The following is a 23194-nucleotide window of genomic DNA, read 5'->3' as shown; positions in this document are numbered from 1 at the left end:
CTTTGGCCTAAAAAACGATCATCCCTTATCGAATACGCGGAACCAATGCGTTGAATGCATAGGTGCAGTGCGGGATTATCTCTGTTTTAAACCGATTGAAACGCCTATATTCCAATCATCGAAACGACGCCGGGGCCAAACAAGGTTGCTGACGTCAGAAAGCCTCAGGAAAGGGGATTATCATGAACGTAGCACGCTCTTTCAACAACTGGCGCAAGTTCCGTCAGACTGTTAACGAACTCGGTCGCATGTCCAGCCGCGAACTGCAGGACCTCGGCATCGATCGTGCCGATATCCGCAGCGTTGCTCGCGCATCGATCGCGCGCTAACTGTATAGTCTTTACGACTGCTCGACGCCCGCTGATGACGCGGGCGTTTTTGCGTCAGTCGCTCCTGTTGGAGATCGGTTTTCTCCTCCTTCTGCCCTGAGTTTTCCGACTTGTGTTTTTTGCATAGCTGCAGTGCAGCATAAGCTATATGAAATCTCGATGACTGGGGTATGGTTGGCTCTATCGAAGTGATGCACCTCCTCCCGCAGAGCTTCGAGTTTCAGACGGCCCACTCCTCCTCCCAGGGACGTCTGTAGGAACAGCGGCACTCCTCCTCCCAGTCGCTGTTCGGTTCTTTTCGAAAAGCCTGCCGCACCTCCTCCCGCGGCAGGCTTTTTCGTTTTGGGCTATGTTTCCTTGTCAGAAAGCATTCAAGGTTAGCCCCGCTGGGAAGGCACCTAACGACTGGAATAGATCGGATATGCCGGGCAAACGTTCCAAGCCAATTTGCCGTCTGTAGTTCCAATCCTTTGCAAGCATGGAACTTTCTGCAAATGGGTCGGCAGTTCGAGCCCCTTCAAGCCGCCTGGGGCAAAGTCACATCCGTCGAGATTGCCTTCAGCGCGCTAATTTTACGATGCCCGCCTGCGGGACGGAGATGGTTCAGAAGATGCGAAAGCGGCAGCGCAGGTACACTTAACCGCACCCGCTCTCGTTCTTTGCAACAGGGCCGGGAGGGGCTTTCTGATGGGCTTGCCTCCCATGATTGTCTCGATCGATTTCAGACCGGAAGGGGCTTCTCTTCCCCTACTTCCCGGAACCCCGTCGAGAGCGCTTCGATTAGCGAGCGCTTGCCCAGCGCGTCCAGCATTGCCGCTCCTGCCTTGATCGCCTGCTGCCATCCAGGTCCCCGCTCCCATGCTTCGATATAAGCGAGAGCGAGTTCCGAGGAACGTCTGGTTTCGGCGAGGGCTGCAAATAGTGTCCCGGCTTGCCTGATGTCCTTGTCCCTCTTCAAAGCGTTGATGCCGTCGGTGTAACGGCGTGAGGCCACGATCAGCTTGTGAACCGCGTATCGCGACGGATCAGGGACAGTCACGGGGATGCCGCTCTTGTGCAGCATCACAGTCCTGACCGGATCACGAATGAGGAAGTCGAGGAATCGCAGCGGATCCGCGCTCGCCCCACCGAGTGCCGGCATCTTGGTCGGATGATCCAGGTATTCATCCGGTCCTCGGTTCGAGGTCAGGAACTCGATCTTATATCCTTGCCTGTTCGCGAAGCTCGAGGAAGCTGCGGCTCCCGATCGATGCGGGATCGGTCGGAAGGATTGATCGACCTGATGGAGCAGGTCCAGAATAGGGGGCAGAGAATCTTCGACTTCGTGGCTGATAGCGTGATCCTGTGCCACATCGGTGTCGCCAGTCATGAGAGTGGAGCCGGGGAGGCGAACGGCGAGGATCCCGGCGTAGGTCTGGTATGCGACGGTCCCTATCAAGACTGCACGCAATCGGAACAGACCTCCTGCCGCCAGAGCCTCGATGATATCGCCAGACATCCGATCAGGCGCAACCATTCCTCCTTCGCGGGTGAGGGTGGAGACCATCCGACGCCTGGCGCGGAAATCATCCTTCTCAGCTTTGAAGGCCTCGACGCGAGCCGCGATCTCTGGATCGTCTGCTGACCCTACATAGCGACGTGTCCTACCTCCGCTGCCGTCTGGAATGTCGAAATACCAATATCGTCTCTGCTTTACCGTAACAGGGGTGAAGCGGCCGTGGGGGGGGAAGTCCATGGACCATGCCGCATCGAGCGAACGCTGCCCCAGCTCGGCAAGCATCGTCTGGTACATCAGGTCTATCTTCTTCACTTGCATGGCGACGCTCGACTGTTATACCTTTTCTCCAAAAGGGTATAACAGTCGAGCTTTAAGGACAACCCCAAGGAGTTCTGTTGCAAATTCCGGCGGTGCCAGTTTGCGAATGCTCCTGGCTCGATCCACCATCCCGATCACATCAATTCGCCGCCGCTATTGCTCTTTCGATATAGATTTCTCGCAGCCGTTTGCTGACGGGGCCGATAGTGCCTTCGCCGATGGTGGTTCCGTCGATCTCGAGGACAGCGGTAACGAAAGATGTGGCAGAGGTGATGAAGGCCTCCTTTGCGTTCAATGCTTCCTGGATGGTGAAGGATCTTTCCTCCAACGTGTATCCGGATTCCGCGGCAAGTCGGAGAACGGAGGCTCGGGTAATGCCATGCAGGATATCGAATGAAAGCTTGCGCGTGACGATCTTGCCGTCCGACGTGACGATATAGGCATTGGCGGAAGATGCTTCGGTGACGTAACCATCCTGCACGAGCCAGGCATCGTCGGCGCCGGCCTGGTAGGCGGCGTTCTTCGCCATCGACGGGTAGAGAAGCTGGACGGTCTTGATGTCGCGGCGGCCCCAGCGAATGTCCGGCAGCGATATGATCTTGAGACCGCGTTTGGCGAGAGGGCTCTCGATAACCGGCCGAGATTGGGTGAACATGACGACCACCGGTGGCGTGTCCTTGGGCGGAAAATTGAAGTCCCGATCGGCCGAGCCTCGGGAAATCTGCATGTAGATCAGACCTTCATCGACATGATTGGCTGCCACCAATCTGCGATGGATGGCCCGGAGCTCGTCGATGGACATCGGCATTACCATGTCGAGTTCGTGCAAGGAGCGCTGCAGCCGCGCCATGTGACCGTCGAAATCGACGAGCTTGCCGCCGAGCACGCAGGTGACTTCATAGATGGCATCCGCGAAAAGATAACCGCGGTCGAAAATCGAGACTTTGGCTTGCGATTCCGGGCAGTAGTGGCCGTTGACATAGACAGTGCGTTCAAGTGACGTCATGTTCATTCAATTCCCAAGAAAGGTTTGTTTGCATTGAAGAGAGGCGCGTTGGAGACACGCTGCCTTCAATATCCGCGGGCGAAATCGACAGTGGATGGAAGCGTGGCTGTGCGACGAAAGGTTCGGATATTATCAGCCACAATCGCCGCCGCCGTCTCGCGGTCCGTCGGGGCTGAGATGTGCGGCAGCACGGTAATCCGAGGATGGGTCCAAAAGGGCGCATCCTCGGGCAGCGGCTCGACATCGAAAACATCCAGCACCGCATGGTTCAAGCGGCCGGCATCGAGCGCCTGTAACAGATCCTCGCTCACCACGATCGGGCCACGGGCAAAATTGATCAGCGAGGCATTTGCGGGCAGGAGGGTAAGTCGGTCTGCGTTCAATAGCCCCCGCGTTTCCGATGTCAGCGGCAGAAGACATACGAGGATATCGGATCCGCGCAGGACTGCGTTTAGACCATCGTCGCCGGAATGGGTTTCGATCCCTTCGATGTTCTTTGCCGAGCGGCTCCATCCAATCACCTTGAAACCGGCATGGGTCAGACGATGCGCTGCCGCTTCACCGAGCGCGCCCAATCCGAGCAGACCGACGGTAACCTGTTCCGGACGTCGGTAGGGCAATTGCTGCCAGCTGCGTTCCCGCTGAAAGCGGGCGTAGGCCGGCATGTCGCGGAACAGGTAATAGGTCCAGGCGAGAACGGCTTCGGCCATGGTGCGGCTCAATTGCGGGTCGACCAGACGCACGACCGGCAATGTGCCATTGCCAATTTCGCTGACCAGACGTTCGACGCCCGCCCAAAGGCTGTGAATCCACTTCAAGCCGGGCAAGCAGGCAAGGTCCATCGGATCCGGGTTGGCGACGATGGCAATATCGACCGCCGCCCGGCCGCCTTCTTCCAAGTGCCGGAACGAGACGATCTTCTCCTCCGGCATCCTTAGCGAGAGGGCCTCGAGCCATAGTTGCTCCGCCTCATCGGGTATACGCGTTACCAGCGCAATCATTCGACTGGTTCCTTTTCTCATTCAATGCGCAAAAACGCTCTCGAAGTCTTTGAAACCCTTGACTTCGATAGGGTTTCCGCTCGGATCAAAAAAGAACATTGTGCGCTGCTCGCCAGGAAGCCCCTCGAAGCGCACAACGGGCGGAATGTCGAATGCCGTGCCGGCGTCCTCCAACCTCTTGGCAAGGGTGAACCAGTCGTCGAGTGCAAGCACGATCCCGAGATGGGGCATCATCACCATGTGATCGCCGACTTTGCCGGTACGCGACGTTTCGAACGGCTTGCCAAGATGGAGGGAAATCTGATGGCCGAAGAAATCGAAATCGACCCACGTATCCGTGCTGCGGCCCTCCTCGCAACCGAGCACGCCGCCATAGAAGCGACGGGCTTCGTCGAGATCGGTTACATGATAGGCGAGATGGAAAAGTGAACGCATGGTGGCTGGTTCCCTGTTTAAGTGTGAGTGGTGTTCATTGCTATGACATCGGTGATGGACGCCATTTGGCGGCCATTTCCAGAAATGCCAAGAGCAACGGATGGGGCAGGTCGGCTCTCGACGACAATTCGGGATGTCCTTGCATGCCGATGAAGAAGGAATGAGCCGGTACCTCGATGGCATCGACAACGGCACCTGATGAGCTGGATGCGGCGACCCGAAGCCCGGCCGCTTCAAGATCCGGTAGCAGAGCAGGGTTCAAGCGGAAGCGGTGATTGCAGCGGATCTGTCGCTCGGAGCCGATAATGCCCGAAAGCCGGGTGCCGGAAACGATATCGATCGCCTGGTCGCCCGTCCTATGGATCGGCAGCAGAATTCCATCTGGATCCCCGGCGCCGGCCATTGGCACGAAGGTCTTGAGCCTAGCATCCGGGTCGGCCTCCGCCAGATTGGCCGTGCCGCGACCGAATGCACGCCATGCCACAGCCGTCGCCATTGTCTGCATGCCCAGGCACAATCCAACCGTCGGCAGGCCGGTTTCGAGACTTAACGCGGCAGCGGCGGTCTGGCCGGCAACATTCTTCATGTCGGCGCCCCCGGGGAGCAGAATGCCCGAGAGGCCCTCGAAAACGGCCGGATCTTCAATCCGATTGATGTTTACCGGATCGATGAAGCGTATGTTGATCGGAATGGAAAGGCTGTCCGCCGCATCGGCGAGACTTGCCAGTGCTGCCGGATAGACGTTCCGATGATCGCTTTCCGCGCCGATAAGGCCGATCGTCAGGCCGTCGCCCCCGCACGGGCGAGGTGCATGCAACCCGATACGCCCGAAACGATCCCGCCAGGCAAGGGCCTCCTGGGTAACCGCGTCGAAAAAGCAATCGGAATCCTCGCGAATGGTGATCGCTTTCATCTCTATTCCAAGGGCCAGCGCAGCAGACGAGAGTGCCGTCGGCATGTCTTGATCAACCAGAAATGCCGGATGGATCGGCACCACGACGTCCTGTACCCGAGCGGCATCAAGAACAGTCTCAAGCGTGGCGACGGGCAGCGCCTGCTTCCCCGACAGTCGTTCGAACCAGCAGAGCCCACTTGCGCCAAGCCCGCCACTTGCGATCACGTGCTGCGCGGCATCGGCGTGAAGCTTGGTATCGAAGCGGGCAGCGACGTGCATGAAGGCGCATTGGCGCGTGGCCGTGATCGCGGCGGCAGCCGCGCCGTAGAGAGCAGGGCGGGACGTATCATGAAAGACGAGGATCAACCCCATGGCGCGCTCCCTCTCATCACTTCAAACTTCGAGAAGATCGCGCTTGACGGTTCCAAGCGCGCGATATCCCGTATCCGTCACGACGATCGTTTCGCTGACGCCGACGGTGAAACGGCCGTAAATGCGCAGTGCCGGCGGCAAATGGAAGGTCATGCCCGGACGCAGCTCCGTCTTGACCCCGGCATTCAGGCTGAGAATGGCTCCCTCGCCCCAATCCGGCGCGAAAGAAATCCCGACACTGTAGCCGAGGCGCTTGCGGAAATTATCGGTATAGCCGGCCGCGTCGATGATCCGCTGGCAGGCCATATGCGGAACCTCGCACGGCACGCCTGGACGAATGGTATCGAGAGAGACCTGAAGCGCCTCCTGGCAAACCTTCATCATGTCAGTTGCTTCCCGGGGAGCACGTCCGATCCAGGCTGATCGCATCAAGGCGGCATGATAGCGGTCATGGCAGGCCGCCATTTCGAGAAAGGCCGGATCGCCATCCTCGATCCTGCCGCGCCGCCAGGTTCCATGAGGCACGCCCGTGCGCGCGCCGACGGAAACAAGCGGCTCCATCCCCATATATTCCGATCCGGCTGCTATCGCCGCCTGCATCATCGCGGCGACCAGGTCGTTATCGGTGGCACCGACCTTGACGGCCGCAAGTCCGGCCCGCATGCCCGCATCGACATAGGAAGCTGCGCGCTCGAGCTTCTCGATTTCCAGGGGAGATTTGACGGCACGCAACTTCTCAATGACGCCGGCACCGTCATGAACGACGCCCAACCGCTCAAGAAGGGATTCGTAGACAAATATCGGCAGGAACCAGCCTCTCTTGTCGATCGCCACGCGCTTTCCTGCAAGGCCGCGCTTCTCGATAAGTGCCATCAGGAAGGAAACGGGCTCGTCGCCGTCCTGATAGACCTCGGCATCGGCGATGAAGGTATTGGCGATGAAGTTGAAATATTCGAGCTGCCGGATCACGAAGACCGGATCACCTTCGGCCGGAAGAAGCAGCGCCTGGAACGTGTAGTAGCCCGGCGTTTGCTGACCAGTCAGATAGAAGATGTTTTCCGGACCGGTAACCACGAGCGCATCGATGCCCGCCTCGACGAGGTTTTGACGCGCGCGCGCGACCCGGATCTCGTATTCCTCTTTCGGGAAGGCCGATTCCTGCCCCTGTACTACAGTGCTTGCCGTCATCAAGCGAACTCCTTCAAGAGACTTGTCTTCGATAGATCAACTGTCAGCCCGAGGCCGGGAGCCTGAGGGCCGGTCAGTCGGCCCTGCTCATAGACCAGGCCGGACGCCGGATCGTCAGCCAGTCCATCGGCGCCATATAACTCGGCGAATGTCGGGCCGGTCGCGCAGGCCAGATGCAGGGCCGCGGCCGTTGCCACGGCCCCTTCATTCATCTGCCCGAGCATGAAGGGGATATTACCTCTGCGGAGGGCCGCTGCTGCCTTCAGCGTCGGAGCGATGCCGCCGAGCTTGACCAGCTTGAGATGCGCCCATAAGCGACCGGAGGCCTCGACGATAGCCTCCACATCTCTCAAACTGGAGACGCTTTCATCCAGCATCAGCGGCACTGGGCTTTTCCGCGCGAGTTCGAGCATAAGCTGGAAATTTCCAGCGGGAATGGGCTGCTCGACATAAGCGAGATCGAATTGTACCAGTTGCGCGAGCTTTGCTTCCGCATCATCGCGGCCCCAGGCGCCATTGGCATCGACCGCGAGCTTGACGGTCTGACCGAAACGACTGCGCAGCTGCGAAAGCCGCCACAGATCATCCTCGAAAGCGCCGGCTCCGATCCGGACCTTCAGGTCGCAAAAACCGCGCCTCGCGTAATTTTCCGCCTGCGCGAGGAATTGCTCCGGCGTGGAAATGAACAGTGTCTGGTTCGTGGAATGTGAAATGGGAAGCGCGGTGGCCGCGCCGAGCCATTGCGCGAGAGGCACGTCCTGCCGCCGCGCCAGAAGATCGTGAAGCGCTATGTCCAGCAGCATCCGCACTGGGGCGCTCGCCTCTGCCCAGATCGCTTCGTCGCCAAGCAGATCGGCCGCATCCCGCGACCAGTCGATCCGGTCGAAAAGAAATAGCGCCTCCGCCAGAACCACATCCGCCTGAAGGCCGTTCAGATAGGCGATATTGATGCGGACCTCGCCGGTCGCCACCACATCGCCTTCGCGCAGGCGCAGATAAAGTACATCGAGGCCGGTGATCGGACCGGATGATGCCGTATGCAGCATCAGGCCACCCCCGTAGCTCAGCATTGCGCGGTGCAGGGACGCTTGCATCGATCAGGCCCGCAGCATTGATTGAGCGACATCCCGATAAATCAGGCTGGCTGTCACGAACTCGTCGGCAGGAACGAATTCGTCGGGCTTGTGGGCCACGGACAAATCACCCGGCCCGATCACGGTGCCTTGCGCGCCGATCTGGCGGAAATGCACGAGGTCGCAGCCGCCCTGAAAGCCGAAGGGACCGGGGTTTGCCACACCGTAAGACCGGCAGGCGGCCATGCTGGCCTGGACGATCGCGCTGTCGATCGCGGTTTCCGTCGCGCCGCCCGTGGTCGCCTTGTAGTCGACGATTTCAGCGCGAACGCCGAAACGCGCCTGGGCAAGCGCCAGCAGATCGGCAAACTCCTGTTTCACTACCGCCTCGTCCTCTCCGGGCACCATCCTGCGGTCCAGCAGCAGATCGCAGGCATAGGGCACGACATTGTCCGCATGGCCGCCGGAGATACGCGTCACCGTCAGGCTGGCTTCACCGACCAGCGGATGCGTCCGGCGGCGCACCACCTCGTTGTGATGGGCCTCGATGAGCGAAAGGAGTTGTCCGGCGCGATAGATGGCGTTTTCGCCAAGATGCGGTGTTCCGGAGTGTGCTGCCTGCCCGTGAACACGGACAACAGGCCGGAGACTTCCCTTATGCGCCGCAAAGGTCGTATTCGATGTCGGCTCGCCGACCACGGCAAAGTCGATTTTCGGCTTGCCGGCCGCATAGAATTTGGCGCCTTCGCTGGCAATCTCCTCGTCACCGACGAATACGCCGAGCAATGTACCGGACCATGTGCTGCGGTTGGATGCCAACATGCGCATGGCTTCGACCATCGCCATCAGCGGCCCCTTGCAGTCGCAAGCGCCACGACCGTAGAGCTTGCCGTCGGCCTCACGCAGCGTGAATGGATCGGATGACCATCCGTCTCCAGCAGGCACGGTATCCATGTGGGTATTGAAGGCGAAGACCGGGCCTGGCCCGTTGTCCAGCCGCGCCTCGATATTGAAGCGTCCCGGTTTGTACTCGGTGACATCGACCGCAAAACCTGCGGGCAGGAGCAGGTCGCGGACATAAACCGCGGCATCAGCCTCCCGGCCGGGCGGATTTTCCGTTTTGATGGCGATCAGCTCGGCGAGTTCACGCTTCATGCGCGCGCTATCGGGGGTGTGGGACATGTCTGCCTTCCGCAGTTAGTGCAATATCTGACCTAGAAAGAGGCGTGCACGGTCGTTGACCGCTCCGCTGAAGAACTCTTCGCTCGGCGCGTTTTCGACCACCTCGCCGTTTTCCATGAAAACGATCTGATCGGCGGCACGCCTGGCAAAGCCCATCTCATGGGTGACGACGACACTGGTCATGCCGTCGGCGCTGAGATCGGCCATCACGTCCAGAACCTCGCGTATCATTTCCGGATCGAGCGCCGAGGTCGGCTCGTCGTAGAGCATCAGCTTGGGCTTCATGGCGAGCGCGCGAGCGATCGCGACGCGCTGCTGCTGACCTCCGGACAATTCATCGGGAAAGAAACCGGCCTTCTCCGGGATGCGGACCTTTTCGAGCAATTGCATGGCGATGTCGTGCGCATCGAGCTTGCTGACGCCCGAGACCTTCATCGGCGCAAGCATGATGTTTTCGGCGGCCGAGAGATGCTGGAACAGCTCGAAGTTCTGGAAGACCATGCCGATATCACGGCGTATTCTGGAGGCATTGCGGAGGTCATGGGTAATATCGATGCCGTCGAAGAAGATATTGCCGCCATCCGCCGGCTCGAGCAGGTTGACGCATCGCAGCAATGTCGACTTTCCCGATCCGGACGGGCCGATGACGACCACGGTCTGCTTGCGAAAAACGTTCAAGCTGCAGGTCTTCAGAATCCGTGCCTGTCCGAAACTCTTATCGATGCCGATGATTTCCAGGAGCGGCTTGTTATCCGGCGCGGCCATATCGTCTTTCCTCACTGGATCTCGGATTTCGGGGCGATGAGGCGCAAGGGTTTGCGAACGCTGCCCCGGCGCCCGCGTTTCGGATCAAGCGACCGTTCGAGAAACGACTGAAAGACCATGAAGATCGTCGTCAGCGCCAGATAGTAGATGCCGGCGGCGCTCAAGGCCTCGAAATAGCGAAAATTCGCACTGGCGGTCTGGTTGGCGACGAGCAGCAACTCCTCCACGGCAACGACGGAAACAAGCGCGCTGGTCTTCAGCATTCCGATCATCTGATTGCCGACGGCGGGCAGGACAATGCGGGCAGCCTGCGGCATCACGACGAAACGCATGACGCTCGTCCGTGTCATTCCAAGCGCAAGCCCGGCCGTCCTTTGGCCCTTTTTCACCGCATGCAGACCGGACCTCAGGATCTCCGCCATGTAGGCACCCTCATTCAGCGACAGGGCGACGACCGCACTGAGAATGGCCGAGAGACGAATCCCGAAACCTGGCAGGACATTATAGATGAAGATGATTTGGAACAGGACGGGGGTGCCGCGAAACAGCCAGAGATAGACCAGCGTCGCCGCTTTGACGGCGCGCAGACCCGTCTCTTGCAAAAGAGCAATGATGAGCCCCACGATGATCCCGAAGAATAACGACACCACGGTGATCAGCAGGGTCAGCACGGCGCCGTGGAAAAAAGCGGGCGATAGCAGATAGTCGAAAACGAGTTCGAGAGACATGCCCGCTCCTTTTCTTCGGTATCAGGCTGGATGTCAGTTGAAGATCGAGACGGAGGCCGGCAGCTTCCACTTCTCGATCAGGCTCTTGTAAGTGCCATCCGCAACGATTTCGGCAAGCGCCGCCTTGATGGAGGCTTGAAGCGCGGCATCGCCCTTTCGGGTGGCAATGCCGATGCTGGTGTCGGACTCGAACTCGCCACCAACGACCTCGTAGACGCCTGGAACCGCCGCCTGAAGCACGACCGCCCCCGGCGTGGAATCATACTCCACATCTGCACGGCCCTGCCGCAGCGACAACGCGGAATCCTGTGCTGTCGGCAGCGTGAGGACCGATACGCCTGCAAGCCCCTTGGCCTTGCAACGCGCATCATCGGCACGCGCCTGGTTTTCCTGAATGCCGCCAAGCGTGACGGCGATCGTCTTGCCGCAAAGCGTATCGTCCCGGCCGGTAATCTTGGCCGGATTGCCGGCCTGAACGATCACCTGATTGCCGATTTTCATATAGGGAATGAAATCGACCTGCTCGGCGCGCTTGTCATTGATGTACATGGCCGAGTTGATGATATCGATCCGGCTGGAGAGAAGCGCCGGGATCAGCCCTTTGAACTCCATGTTCATCGGTACTGGCTTCGCGCTGAGTTTCGCTGCCAGCGCTGCGATCAGGTCGATATCGAAGCCGGACAGTACCCCATCCTTCTGGAATTCAAATGGCGCGAATGTCGCTGCGACACCATAGGTGACGGATCCACTCTCGACGAGACCCGACTTTGGAAGATCGGCCGCAACGACGGAATGCACGAGGATCAGGGGCAGGGCGAATGCAGTCATGAAAGATCGAAGCATGGCAGTTCCCTCTTGTTTGATCGAGCTATAATTGCTCTGATTGAATACAACGGTACAATGCTGCCATCAAAAGAGTCAAGCGCGGAAGACGAAAAATAGGCACTCTCAAAATTGCATAAATAATATGCGTATTGGTGATTTTTTGAACGAACACCATAAGACGCCGGAAAATTTACGCAGCCGCTGAGGCTATAACCACTTGCTTTCCCTTTGAAAGTCGTGAGTTTCAGGCTTTAAGCGGATTCCTCATGTTGTCGATGTCGGTATTCTTGTTGTACTAGTTGTATGGTTTCGTACAAAAATGGAAAGCCTCATGGCCAGCGCTCCACGTCAGGGTCGGTATCGCCTTGCAAATCAGATTCTCGATCTCGCCCGCAATGCGCGGTTCGAACCGGGGCATCATCTGCGTGAACAGCAGCTTGGCGATCTGATCGGCGTGTCGAGGACACCGGTTCGTTCTGCGCTGCTTTTGCTCGCGGAGCGCGGTATCGTGGAGGCACGCAGGAACCAGGGATTTTTTTTGAAGGTATTGCCGGAGGAACTGCTGCGAGTGGAGGTGGAGGTGCCGGCGACAGCCGATCAGGATCTCTATTCGCGGATTGTAGAGGACCGCCTTTCCGGCGCGCTCCCGGAAACCTTCACGCAGTCGGAAATCGCGCGTCGTTTCGACGTGGACCGCATCCTCCTGCAGCGAACCCTGACCCATCTGGTGAATGACGGATTACTGGCGCGAAACAGCGGCAGGGGCTGGACCTTCCTGCCCACCCTCGACACCCAGGTGGCCCTGCGCAACAGCTACGATTTCCGCGCGACCATCGAGCCCGCCGGACTGCTGCTCAGCACCTTTCGCCACGATGCTGCCGCCCTGGAACGATCGCGTCTTCAGCATCTCTATCTGGAGGCGCATCCCGACATTACCTCCGTAAATCCCCGCCAGTTGTTCGATACGGACGCGCAGTTCCATGAAATGATCGCCGAGTTCAGCGGCAACGTCTTCTTCCTGCAATCTATCCAGCAGCAGAACAGGTTGCGGCGATTGCTGGAATTCGGGGGCTACACTAATCGCAGGCGAGTGAAGGATTGGTGCCGGGAACATGTTGCGATCCTGGATGCGATAGCATCGGGACAGCGCGCGCGCGCGGCCCAGCTTATGACGCAACATCTCCAGGCTGCTCTGTCGTTTGCCCCGCAATATGGCGAGTGATGACGGTATTCGGATCGGCGGCCCGTTCCTCGTTATCCGGTGAACATCGGCAGCCCACTTTTTGACTCTGCCTGCGTTACCTCGTCCTGGAGCACGTCCCAATGCTCGGCAAGGCGCCCGTCTTCGATTCGGACGATATCGGCCGCGATGTACGCCGCCGGCCCCCCAATGCCCGAGAAACGTCCGTGGAGGATGACGTAGTCGCCCTCGGCGAGGACCAGCCCGTGCTCGTAGCGAAGATTGTTCGGCAGGCCGCGTACGAGGTTGAAGAGGCCCTCCCGACCCGGTTCAATGTGCGCGCTGTGCTGAATGTAGTTTGGAGACCAGAAACGTTCGGCAGCGGCGTAGTCCCTTTTATTGAAAAGCGTTTCGAAGGCTTCCAGTACGAAAGCCTTATTCTTTTCCTCGATTGTCTGCATCACTTCATTCTCCTTTGGCGCAGGTTCAAACGGTAACGACGATCTTGCCGAATTGGCCGCTGTTCTCCAGATACCGGTGCACTTCCACCATCTCGTCGAACTTGAAAATCCGATCGATGATTGGCTTGAGTGCGCCACTCGCGAGGCCCTTGGTGACGTACTCGATCGCAACCTTCCGCCGCTCCGCGTCGCCCGTCACCAATCGGATGCTGTATCCCTTGATCGCAGGCATCTTCCGGATCACCTCCAGCACAGGGATCGTGGTCTCATCCTCGCTCAATGCGCCATAGACGTAGGCGATCCCCTGAAAGGTCAGCGCGGCGATCAGCTTGGGAAAGTCCGGGCCGCTGACGGGATCGAAGACAACGCGCGCGCCTTTGCCCTGCGTGATGCGCATCACCTCGGCAAGCATGTCCTGCTCCTGAGTTGCAATGACATGCGGTGCACCGGCCTCGCGCAGCCGCTGCCTTTTTTCCGAAGTGCGCGTCAGCGCGATAGGCGTCGCACCGGCATAATTGGCGATTTGAATCGCCGCCAAGCCGATGCTGCTTGATGCAGCGGGGATAATGACGAAATCGCCTGCTTTCACTTGAGCGTCAAAGACGAGCGCGCCGTAGGCCGTCAGAAACATCATCCAAACCGACGCCGCTTCGACGAATGAAAGCGATTCCGGGTGTTTGACGACCGCGTGGTCGGGGGCAAGAATGACCTCTCCGTAAGTGGAGTATTTATTCAGGGAAAATGCTGGGATCGTGCTGACGATGTCGCCCACGGCAAAACCGGTAACGTCCTTGCCCACGGCATCGACAACACCCGCCGCATCATATCCAAGGCCGGCCGGGAATATTGGGGATTCGACATATTTATCATTGCGCCACATTGATTCGGCGCGGTTGATACCGATTGCCTTAACTCTGATACGAACTTCACTGGGGCCGGGAGCTGGAACTTCCATTTCGATGAATTCGAGGACTTCCGGCCCACCGGCTTTCGCAAACTTGATGATGCGCAACATGATCTCTCCGTGACTGGTTCAATATTCGATTGGGGTCGTTCTGACGCATTTGCTGTTTTCCGGCCGACGAACGCATGCCGGCCGGAAAGCTGAGCACTCCGGATCATGCTTTCATGCTGGGCCGAGCCGATATCGCCTCGTACCAGCGTTTCAGCGACCGGTGCTCGTCGGGGACTGACACGTCGAGCGCTCTTGCGAAATCGATCGTCACCAGCGCTGTGATGTCTGCTGCCGAAAACTGGTCGCCGGCGATGAAGGGCACCTGCTCGAGCCGCTCGTTCAGGTCACTGAGAAAGTTCTTCACACGCAGCACGCTGCGGTCGACCAATGCCGGGATTTGCTCATAGCCGTGCGGGCCGGCAATGGCGCGGCCCTTCAGCCCAGCGCTCTTGTTGCGTACGCCCTCCATCACCGCCGCGAAGCCTTCCAGCTCCGCGCGGCGCTCCCACATCGCGACCAAGCCCTTGTCCTTGGGCGTAGCGCCTAGCAGAGGCGTTTCGGGAAAGGCCTCGTCGAGATAGCGCATGATGGCCGGTACCTCGCCAATGGTGGTGCCGTCTTCGAGCATCAGGGACGGCACCACGCGGCGCGGATTGATCGCCCGATAAGCTTCCGAGTGTTGTTCGCCGGCGCCACGATCGACGGGAATCAGCGTCAGCTCGAGACCCTTCTCGGCCAGGAAAACCCGGACGCGCCGCGAATTGGGCGAACCGGCGGCGTGGTAAAGCTGCAACGTGCGTGACATGGCACGACTCCTTATGTTCGATGAGGATCATCCGCATGAGCGGTCACAAGAGCTCCCGATCATCGCGATGACCCGGCGCTAAGAGATCGCCCTCTCTAGGGGGCGACCTGTTTGACAGGCCGCACGAGGATCTCCTCGACCAAGACGCGTGGATGCTGCGCGAAGGCATAGACCAGAGCCTGTGCGACATCGGCGGCGGTGAGAGCATCGAGGTTGGCGCGCCGCTCCCGAAGCGCCTCCTCGGGCACATTGTGGCCGAACTCGGTCCACACGGCGCCTGGTTCGATTACCGACACGCGGATCCCCTCCAATCCCAATTCCTTGCGGAGTGCGTCATGGAATCCGACGATCGCAAACTTGGTTGCGCTATAGACGGACCATCCCTCGATACCGTATCGGCCGCCGGTGCTCGACACCGAGGAGATCATCGCACCGGGCCGTTCCTTCATCAGCGGGATGGCGGCATGCGTGCAGTTGAGGACACCGTAGATATTGGCGTCGATCATCCGGCGCCAGTCCTCGGGCGTGCTATCCGTGAACCGGCCGAAGACGCCGAGTCCCGCGTTGTTGAAGAGAAGGTCGAGGCCGCCGAAGCGCGCGCGAACCGTGTCGAAGAGGGCGTGTACCTGATCCGCATCCGTCACGTCGGCGACCACGGCGGTTGCCTTGTCGCCCAGCTCTTGCGCCAACGCTTCGATCCGCTCTCGACGCCGAGCGGAAAGGATGACGTGCACCCCCTCCGCGGCGAGCAGCCGCGCTGCCGCTTCGCCAATCCCGCTCGAGGCGCCGGTTACGACGGCGACCTTGCCCGTTAGATCCTCCATTCTCATGGTCGATGCCCGAAAGCGGGTAGGTTTTTGATCATTTGCGTCTTCCTCTTGCGGTTGGCCGTCGTCGGCGCGATGGCCGATCGACAACTTTCGTGAACTGCTTTCCGAAGCTCTCGCCGAGAGCTGTCCACATGTGATCGACCGTCAGACTTGCGCTCTGCCGCCATCGGCGAACAGTTCGATCCCCGTGACGAAGCTGGCATCGTCCGAGGCCAGAAAGAGCGCGACCTTGGCGATCTCTTCGGGCTGCGCCATGCGGCCCATTGGCACGGTGGACACGATGCGCGCGATGGTTTCGGGCGGCTGGAGCTCCGCCTGCGGCGTCACGACTGGCCCGGGACTCAGAACGTTTGAGCGGATGCGCCGGTCCTTCAGTTCCACGGTCCAGGTTCGCACGAATGAGCGAACAGCCGCTTTGCTTGCGGCATAGACGCCGAAGCTCGGAGTGCCTTTGGCGGCCGCGGCTGAGCCGGTCAGGATGATGGAGGCGCCATCGTTCAGAAACGGCAGCGCCTTCTGTACCGTGAAGAGCAGCCCCTTGACGTTGGTGTCGAAGGTCTTGTCATAGTATTCCTCGGTGATGCTTCCCAGCGGGACGAAACCGCCAAGCCCGACATTGGCGAAGAGGACATCAATTCGGCCCTTCGCGTTGACGCTCTCGTAGAGACGATCGAGGTCGGCCAGCTTTGCGACGTCGCCTTGAACGCCAGTGACGTTGCCGCCTATGAACGCTACCGCTTCTTCGAGTTCCTTCTGGCGGCGGCCGGTAATGAAAACATAAGCGCCCTCGCTGGCGAAGAGTTTTGCCGTGGCAAGGCCGATGCCTTGAGTGCCTCCGGTAATGACAGCCACTTTCCCTTGCAATTTACCCATGATTCATTCTCTCTGCTGGGCGTGTCGATTTGTAATGTTGGCGAACGGCCCGAGCTCCGGTCATGAAACGCTCGGCTTGGCACATAGCTCGCCGGTGGAGGTTCGAGCCCCATGCCGGGTTCAGTTGGGCTGCCGATGAGGGTCCTGTACGAAGAGCCGCGTCACCTCATCCCGGGTCTGGTTGACGGCACCTATTCGTTCGATGAGCTCCGCAGTCCGGCTGCCTCTCAAACCGGCGGTGGTGATCACGCCGTCGCGGACATATGTGTAGATACCAGACACCAGAAATGCGCCGACAGAGCGGAGGTGCCTGCGCTGTTCCTCGACAGTTGCGCGATAGGCTTCGCTTTCCCAGAATTCCCGTGCGGTGAACGCACTCGCGAAACTGATCTCGATGACACCGATGTCCTTGCGTTCGCCACTAACCTGATGATCGCCGTGGGGCGAGGGCGGCGACGGGCGATCGTTGTCGTAGGGTTCCGGCAGATGCAGGCGTAATTTGCACTGCCGGCGCCGATGCCAGTTGTCGCGCCCAATCCGACAGCCAGGGCCGGAATCCGTCGCCGGACCCGCCGTTCAGATGCAAATGCAGGCGGTACAGCCGGTCCGGCCCGTTGGGAATGCCGTCGGTCTCGCGATCAACCAGCGTATGTGACCCCCGAGGCAGACTATAGGCAACGATGTGCTCAAATAAATGGAACACGTCTCTGAACAGCATGGGGCTCGCCTCAGCATAGCGGTTCAGACCGGCGATGTCGGCGAAGCCGATTTCAGCGGCGCCGTCGAGCACGACGTCCATGCGGCGAACGCCGTCCGGCAGAGGCCAGAGATTTGCCCGGTGATCCCGAGAAAAGTGGTGCTGCACGTAGTAGCCCACACCAGGAAGTCGCGCGCAGAGCGGCCCGAGGACATCACGCCAGTAGTCCGCGAATAAATCCTGCGGAAGCCCAGCCAGCTTGCGCAGGACAGCATAGGACGAACAGCTTATGTTCTCATCGCGCTCAGCATAGTTGGCCACCGGCGACGGAGCGCTTTGCTGACTATGTTGGGTCATTCTGGTTCCTCTGGCGATGGCGCCCAGTTTTTTACGAGACGATGGAAAGCAGGAGCGCCCAAGTCTCGTGAGGTCATCAGTGATATTTTATTGGCTTCCGCCCGAACAAGCGGCGTTTCCCATACATTCGATCGGTAGAACCGATTAATCGGCCATGGCTGTCATGATGAAGCTGCCGCAAGATAGTTGCCAGATTGCGAGCTGCATCCCCGAAGCGTAGAGTGGCATTCAATCGGTAAATATGATCAATCGGTTCATGCGGGGATCGGCGTGGAACTACGGCAGATCGATTGCTTCCTGGCGGTCGCTACGGATCTACATTTCGGAAAAGCGGCGGAGAGGCTGTCCCTCGCACAATCCTCCGTCTCCGAAGCGATACACTCGTTGGAGAAAGAATTGGGCGGGCAGCTCTTCGTGCGAACGAGCAGACGCGTCCAGCTGACGCCCCTTGGCGAGAAGTTTCGTCTCGGCGTAGAACCCGCCGCCCTGGTCCTCCGCGCCACGCTGGATGATTGCAGGAAAACCGCTCTTGGCCAGGCGGGCCGGCTGCGGATCGGTTTCCTCGGTGGTGGTCTTTATGAGTACACCCTGCCATTTGTCAGACATCTCAGGAGCAAGTTCCATATCGATGTCGACTGGGTGGAGCTTTCGCTGCTGGATCAGTTCGAAGCGGTTGCACTGGGCAAGGTCGATGCAGCGTTCTGCAGACTTCCGCTTTCCCATGATGGCTTGGTGCAATGCGCCGTTCTATTCGAGGAGAAGAAGAAGCTGGTCGTGCCTGCCGATCACAGGCTGTGCGACCGAGACCTGATCGATCCGGAGGAGCTCGCGTTCGAGACCTTGCCGACATTACCGGACAATCATCAGTTGGGAGCTTGGGCGGCGATCCATTTCCCTGACCACACGCCCTCCGGCAAGCCGATTGCGCGCGGGCCAATCGTGACAACGATTAGGGAATGTCTTGCGGTCGTCGAATCAGGCGAGGCCGTCGTCATCGTTGGCGAGCGCCTTGAGCGCTACTATTCCAATCCCGCCATCAGATATATCGAGATTGGCGTTCCTCCTGTGGGAACCGCTCTCGTGAGGCGCCGAGCTGATCGCCGGCGCGCGATACAGGACATCGAAGAATGCTCACGCGATGTCGCAGCTGGGTTGGTCGATACCGCAGAGGGTTGAGGGCGCCGCGGTGGGCATCATGGCGCAGTGACGACTGCGCGGACGGCCTTGCAGCGAAACTACGCAAAAATCCCGCGATTATGGGAACAACGCGGGCATGCTCGGAGAGCAGGACAAAAGAAAGCGGCACCATGTCGGGCCGGATTCTGAAATAGTTGTTGTCTGCACGCCGGAGCCGCTGATTCGATTCCACTCAAGCAACGGGGTTGATTTAGCCTGTTCCAATCATGAAGCAGGCTAAATCCGCGGCGGGTCTGCTAGCTCATGCGATCAGAGCACGCTGACGTTTTCAGCCTTCGACTTTCCGGTCTTCCGGTCCTGGCCCAATTCGTAGCTAACCTTCTCACCTTCTCTGAGAGAACCGCCCCGCTGTAGAGCGGAAACGTGAACGAACACATCCGTTCCTCCGTTCTCTGGAGTAATGAAGCCAAATCCCTTGTCTTCATTGAAAAATTTCACAGTACCTGTAGGCATCGTATTTCCTCTTCACTTCCACGGCCATCTAGCTCGCGCACCGACCTTATAGCGCGTGTACTTTACTATCAACAATCCGAAACTCTTCAAGAGTTTCCCATTTTCCGGAGATTTCAGCCATTAAGGTAGGGTTTTGATGAAATTCTCCCCTTCTTTGTCGCTGCTTAGCTTGGCGGAGCGAGCTCTCGGACGGCTGGACGATATCTCACGATGCCGTTCCGCGTCGAGAGCTGTTTCTTTATATGCATGCCAGGAAGGAAGCCGTTCTACCCTCGCAGATCGAAGGAACACGATCGACGATCTCCGATCTCCGTTGTTTTTGAGACTGAGGCGCAGGCGGCAACCCATGCCGGATCCAGCCTAAAATCTCAGGCTTTCGTCCTTCCATAGGCGAAAGCCGCCAAGAAATGCATTCTCGTTGTCGCCGGCGCGGCAGCCGTCGGGCAGCTTCTCGAGCTTGTCGACATTGCCGCCACCAATGACAGTTTCATGCGGCAGCAGTGCCGCTTGCAACCTGCCGACGACCTTCTCGACCGACTTGCGCCATTTCTTCTTGCCATATTTCACGAGGCCACGCTCGCCGACGAGGTCCTCGAACGTCTCATCCTTTTTGTAGGGCAGATGTGCAAGTTCCATGGGCAAGCAGACGTGCTTGACGATCATTGCCGAACCCAGCCCCGTGCCGAGCCCAATAAACAGCATGTTGCCGTCCTCATAGCTGCCGATTGCCTGCAAAACTGCGTCGTTGACGAGCCTGACAGGCTTGCCGAAAGCGGCTGAAAAATCGAAGTCCTTCCAGCCGGCCCCCAGATTGTGCGGCTCCGCTGCCGGTCTGTTGTCGGTGACCGGGCCGGGATATCCCATACCGATGACGTCGTATCGCCAGTCGGCGGTAAGCTCTTTGACTGCTTCGACCATCTTTTGCGCGGACATTGCCACACCGGAGACGGCTGCCCGCCGGTCGCTGCCAGAACTCAGACGCGTTTTGACATGCGAACCGCCAAGATCGATTGCCAGCACGACAGATCCTTCGGCGCGATCGGCGTTGTGTGCGCGAGAGATTCGGGTTTTTCGTTCACGGTGCGTCTCCCCTTTCGGTAGGTTTGTTGTTAGTGACGTTTACGCGTCGCCGTCAGCCACGACGACTGAGAAATCCTCTCCCTCCCAGTGGTCGGTGTCAGGCCAATAGAAGGTGAAGGCGATCACCGTGCCCTTTGGCAGCCGTTCAGTCGCAAGCTCCGCAACATCGATGCCGAAGCCATTTTGGCGGGTTGTGGTATCGCTTGCGCTTTCCCAACCATCCGAACTCCAGCGCACCACCGCCCGCGCCATCACTTCGATCCGGAGACGCTTGCCGACAGAAAACTGCGATGTTTTGTTGTTGAAGCGCCAGAGCACGAAAGGCGCGGTGGTCTTGTTTTTGATATAGCGCTCGACGCCCTGTGGCGGCATGTCGAAAACGGCATTGTCTCTCAGCGAACGCAGCAGCTTGATGTGTTCGGCATGCGCCCAGACGAGCGGCATCGCACTGCCGGACGGTTCGCCGAAAACAAGGCCTCGCTCGGGTATGTCAGGCTGGTCCCATACTTGCTCGGGCAGTAGCCCGCCCGGTCCTGCAGAGCCTTCAAGAGCGCTAAGCAATGCGATGGCTGCTTTCGGTCTGCCGGCAGCAAGTTCATAATGGGCTCGTTCGCCGGCGAGCAATGGCCACGGGCGACCGATGCCGATACCGTCGAATGGGCCGCCGTCGGCATGCTCGCCATAGCCGTCGCCCGTATAGCGATACCAGAGCGGACCTTGCGGCAGATCGCATTTGAGCTGCGCGTCGATAACCCTAACGGTGTCAAGGATGCGTGGATCGTCGGCGGCACGCAATCCGAACCTAACCAGCGCCAAAGCATCCGGGCTGACGACGCGGGCCGTCGGCAGAAACGATTCCGCGAGCGGGCGGTTTTTGATTGGCACGAAACCATCGGCAGGCGAGGCGCCGTCGGCGATCTCGGGTGGGGCGATGCGTACATAATAGCCCTTGACCCCAAGACCGGCACTAGCGGCATCGGCGCCGACATAGGTCCAGCGCTCGATCTGGTCATTCCAGGCATCGGCCGTTTGCCTGAGATATTCGGCATTGTGGTTTTGGCCGGCAATCTCCAGAATGTCGGCAGCGGCGAGCAGCGCGGCGATCTCGACAGCAAGCGTGAAGGGAGAGAAGCCGCCATCCTCCTCCCAGCGGTCCTCACCCGTTACCGGACCGTTCACGACGACATAGCGCGCCGCTCGTTCGACCATCGAAACATAGGACAAGAGCGCATCGCCGGTGAGCGCTCCTTCGCGGCGCAGCGCGTCGGCCAGCAGGATCGGAAAGGCGCATTCATCCATCTGTATGCCGGTCCAGTAGGGCACACCGTCGAGCCAGGCGTTCTGTGGCCAGTGCCCGTCTGCCTCCTGGATCGTCCGAAGATAGGCAAGGATACGGAGCGCATCCTGCGGGGCGCCAGCCGCAAGGAAGCCGCCGGCCGTCTCGACGAGATCGCGTGGCCAGACCAGATGATAGCCTCCGAGATCCTCATCGCCCTTGGCAAAGCCCCACGGGATAGACAGTGAGGCGACGGCCGGCCCCTCGAAGGACAAAGGCCGGTGCGTGGCAAGAACGGCCGTCGATATCCGGTAGCGATTGACCTCGGGCGGCGGCGCTCTCGGTTCATCCAGCGGTAATAGAGTGCTCTGCCATGTCCGCCAGTCGGCGACGTAGGAACGCTCGGCATCCTCGTAGCCGGCCTGCAGGCTGGCAAGCGCGTTGTAGCCCGCCTCCTCGGGACGGTTTCCGAAGCCAAGCGACAGAAGGAAGGTGTCGCTGCCGGCCGCAAGATCGATTTCGCCTGTTAGCGCGACGTTGCCGTTAGCGGCATGAGTGACGCGCGGGTCCAATTGGCCGGCATCCTGCAACTGACGCCATCCGTCGGAAATGCCGACATAGCCGGCGGACGCCGTCCGCCATCCGTCGCTAACGGCTAGCGCCAGCGAGATACCACCTTTGCCCGTCGCAAAGAGCATCGGCGTGCCCTTGTAATCGCCAACCCAGCCGGTGTTGCCGCTGCCGGCATTGACCAGATGCGGGGCGGCAAGCACATAGAGGCGATAGTCGTGGACCGACCCTTGCAACGCTTCGAAGGATATTTGCTGAAGTAAGCTGTTGCGCACCGGATCGACGATGATGCGCTTGACGATCCGGTAGCGCCCATCAAGTGCCGTGTTGACGAGCCGATAGGCCGGAACGCCGTCCTCTATCGTCGTAACAATGCTTTCGGTATCGCGCTTTTCCTCGGAAAAATAGCCGTCCGGACCGGTGACGATCAGGCCAAGGTCGCGCGTACAGGCGCAATCGACGCGCGGAAAATAGACTTCGTTGAGGATGCCGTGGCTGAGCGTGAACCATATGCGGCACGCCGATGAGAGCGCCGTGCCAACACCGCTCTTCGCGCTGGATGTCCAGCGAGGCGCGATAGCGCCCACGTTAGAGCCTGAAGCATCGTCCTGTGTCATGCATGTATCTCCGTTGTCGCCGCAATCTGCTCCGACAAAGCTGCTTCGGCAAGAGCTGCTTGCGACGCGCCAGGAATGGCGCCGCAACCAGTGTGCCGATGGAATATTCGGATTGCCGATCAGGCCAGGAATTACCTGCCCCTTAGCGAAGAGGGTTCGCATCGACTAACGTGATCACCGGCGGGCTGAGCTTTTCTGTTGCCGCGTAGATTTGAGGGGGAGGGCCGA

The 23194-nt window shown here is 59.4% G+C and carries 23 protein-coding genes and 1 pseudogene; 4 read left to right on the top strand and 20 right to left on the bottom strand.

What is annotated here, in order from left to right:
- The first annotated feature begins 182 nt into the window (after positions 1–182).
- The gene (locus tag JTP94_RS01735) at positions 183–329 is read left to right on the top strand and encodes a DUF1127 domain-containing protein (protein ID WP_080739486.1); all 147 of its coding nucleotides are present in this window, start codon (positions 183–185) and stop codon (positions 327–329) included.
- A gap of 721 nt (positions 330–1050) precedes the next feature.
- Here the strand turns inward: JTP94_RS01735 and JTP94_RS01730 are convergent.
- The 11 genes from JTP94_RS01730 to JTP94_RS01680 all read right to left on the bottom strand — a co-directional run bounded on the left by JTP94_RS01730 (position 1051) and on the right by JTP94_RS01680 (position 11633).
- Positions 1051–2139 (bottom strand): GSU2403 family nucleotidyltransferase fold protein, encoded by a 1089-nt coding sequence (locus JTP94_RS01730; RefSeq protein ID WP_204849021.1) that lies wholly within the window; start codon positions 2137–2139, stop codon positions 1051–1053.
- A 145-nt stretch (positions 2140–2284) separates the two neighbouring features.
- The gene (locus tag JTP94_RS01725) at positions 2285–3157 is read right to left on the bottom strand and encodes a D-amino-acid transaminase (protein WP_204848833.1); all 873 of its coding nucleotides are present in this window, start codon (positions 3155–3157) and stop codon (positions 2285–2287) included.
- Between the two features lie 59 nt (positions 3158–3216).
- Entirely contained in the window at positions 3217–4152 is a 936-nt protein-coding gene (locus JTP94_RS01720) for a glyoxylate/hydroxypyruvate reductase A (RefSeq protein ID WP_204848832.1), read from the bottom strand.
- 21 nt (positions 4153–4173) lie between these two features.
- Positions 4174–4587: a VOC family protein gene (locus JTP94_RS01715; protein WP_204848831.1), complete on the bottom strand. Its 414-nt coding sequence runs from the start codon at positions 4585–4587 to the stop codon at positions 4174–4176.
- A gap of 40 nt (positions 4588–4627) precedes the next feature.
- On the bottom strand, positions 4628–5854 hold the full coding sequence (locus JTP94_RS01710) for a glutamine amidotransferase-related protein (protein WP_204848830.1): 1227 nt from the start codon (positions 5852–5854) through the stop codon (positions 4628–4630).
- A 21-nt stretch (positions 5855–5875) separates the two neighbouring features.
- Positions 5876–7042, bottom strand: a complete 1167-nt coding sequence (locus tag JTP94_RS01705) for a M24 family metallopeptidase (RefSeq protein ID WP_409456573.1) — start codon at positions 7040–7042, stop codon at positions 5876–5878.
- Positions 7042–8088, bottom strand: a complete 1047-nt coding sequence (locus JTP94_RS01700) for a mandelate racemase/muconate lactonizing enzyme family protein (RefSeq protein ID WP_246754612.1) — start codon at positions 8086–8088, stop codon at positions 7042–7044. Before JTP94_RS01700 ends, JTP94_RS01705 begins: the two co-directional genes overlap by 1 nt.
- A gap of 51 nt (positions 8089–8139) precedes the next feature.
- Positions 8140–9297 carry a M20 family metallopeptidase gene (locus JTP94_RS01695; RefSeq protein ID WP_204848827.1) on the bottom strand — a complete coding sequence of 386 codons (1158 nt, stop codon included), beginning with the start codon at positions 9295–9297 and terminating at the stop codon, positions 8140–8142.
- A gap of 15 nt (positions 9298–9312) precedes the next feature.
- Complete coding sequence (locus JTP94_RS01690) at positions 9313–10062, bottom strand: amino acid ABC transporter ATP-binding protein (protein ID WP_204848826.1); 750 nt, start codon at positions 10060–10062, stop codon at positions 9313–9315.
- 11 nt (positions 10063–10073) lie between these two features.
- On the bottom strand, positions 10074–10790 hold the full coding sequence (locus tag JTP94_RS01685; protein WP_204848825.1) for an amino acid ABC transporter permease: 717 nt from the start codon (positions 10788–10790) through the stop codon (positions 10074–10076).
- Positions 10791–10823: 33 nt separating this feature from the next.
- Positions 10824–11633, bottom strand: coding sequence for an ABC transporter substrate-binding protein (locus JTP94_RS01680; RefSeq protein WP_204848824.1), 810 nt, complete (start codon positions 11631–11633; stop codon positions 10824–10826).
- A 313-nt stretch (positions 11634–11946) separates the two neighbouring features.
- Between JTP94_RS01680 and JTP94_RS01675 the strand changes: the two genes are divergently transcribed.
- Positions 11947–12837: a GntR family transcriptional regulator gene (locus JTP94_RS01675; protein WP_204848823.1), complete on the top strand. Its 891-nt coding sequence runs from the start codon at positions 11947–11949 to the stop codon at positions 12835–12837.
- A gap of 32 nt (positions 12838–12869) precedes the next feature.
- Here JTP94_RS01675 and JTP94_RS01670 read toward each other — a convergent pair whose 3' ends face one another.
- The 6 genes from JTP94_RS01670 to JTP94_RS01645 form a co-directional block, all read right to left on the bottom strand.
- Positions 12870–13256, bottom strand: a complete 387-nt coding sequence (locus JTP94_RS01670; protein ID WP_204848822.1) for a nuclear transport factor 2 family protein — start codon at positions 13254–13256, stop codon at positions 12870–12872.
- Between the two features lie 25 nt (positions 13257–13281).
- Positions 13282–14271 (bottom strand): zinc-dependent alcohol dehydrogenase family protein, encoded by a 990-nt coding sequence (locus JTP94_RS01665; protein ID WP_204848821.1) that lies wholly within the window; start codon positions 14269–14271, stop codon positions 13282–13284.
- 103 nt (positions 14272–14374) lie between these two features.
- A complete protein-coding gene (locus JTP94_RS01660; RefSeq protein WP_246754611.1) occupies positions 14375–15016 on the bottom strand; it encodes a glutathione S-transferase family protein in 642 nt (213 codons plus the stop codon).
- A gap of 95 nt (positions 15017–15111) precedes the next feature.
- The gene (locus JTP94_RS01655; RefSeq protein ID WP_204848820.1) at positions 15112–15846 is read right to left on the bottom strand and encodes an SDR family oxidoreductase; all 735 of its coding nucleotides are present in this window, start codon (positions 15844–15846) and stop codon (positions 15112–15114) included.
- A 144-nt stretch (positions 15847–15990) separates the two neighbouring features.
- Complete coding sequence (locus tag JTP94_RS01650; protein WP_210384002.1) at positions 15991–16719, bottom strand: SDR family NAD(P)-dependent oxidoreductase; 729 nt, start codon at positions 16717–16719, stop codon at positions 15991–15993.
- Between the two features lie 421 nt (positions 16720–17140).
- Positions 17141–17773 (bottom strand): hypothetical protein, encoded by a 633-nt coding sequence (locus tag JTP94_RS01645; protein ID WP_204848819.1) that lies wholly within the window; start codon positions 17771–17773, stop codon positions 17141–17143.
- 270 nt (positions 17774–18043) lie between these two features.
- On the opposite strand from JTP94_RS01645, the gene JTP94_RS01640 reads away from it, so the two are divergent.
- Positions 18044–18949 carry a LysR family transcriptional regulator gene (locus JTP94_RS01640; protein ID WP_204848818.1) on the top strand — a complete coding sequence of 302 codons (906 nt, stop codon included), beginning with the start codon at positions 18044–18046 and terminating at the stop codon, positions 18947–18949.
- 270 nt (positions 18950–19219) lie between these two features.
- Here JTP94_RS01640 and JTP94_RS01635 read toward each other — a convergent pair whose 3' ends face one another.
- Positions 19220–19423, bottom strand: a complete 204-nt coding sequence (locus tag JTP94_RS01635; RefSeq protein WP_007693942.1) for a cold-shock protein — start codon at positions 19421–19423, stop codon at positions 19220–19222.
- Positions 19424–19577: 154 nt separating this feature from the next.
- Between JTP94_RS01635 and JTP94_RS01630 the strand changes: the two are divergent.
- A pseudogene (locus JTP94_RS01630) lies at positions 19578–19762 on the top strand (Fic/DOC family N-terminal domain-containing protein); the annotation flags it as partial.
- Between the two features lie 21 nt (positions 19763–19783).
- Here the strand turns inward: JTP94_RS01630 and JTP94_RS01625 are convergent.
- Both JTP94_RS01625 and JTP94_RS01620 read right to left on the bottom strand, forming a co-directional pair.
- Positions 19784–20485: an ROK family protein gene (locus JTP94_RS01625; RefSeq protein WP_204849018.1), complete on the bottom strand. Its 702-nt coding sequence runs from the start codon at positions 20483–20485 to the stop codon at positions 19784–19786.
- 57 nt (positions 20486–20542) lie between these two features.
- On the bottom strand, positions 20543–22966 hold the full coding sequence (locus tag JTP94_RS01620) for a glucan 1,4-alpha-glucosidase (RefSeq protein ID WP_204848817.1): 2424 nt from the start codon (positions 22964–22966) through the stop codon (positions 20543–20545).
- Between the last annotated feature and the right edge of the window lie 228 nt (positions 22967–23194).

The organism is Martinezella lusitana, assembly GCF_016901135.1.
Classification (GTDB): Bacteria; Pseudomonadota; Alphaproteobacteria; order Rhizobiales; family Rhizobiaceae; genus Rhizobium; species Rhizobium lusitanum_D.
Note: the sequence above shows the minus strand (reverse complement) of the source record. Positions and strands in the feature narration are given on the sequence as shown.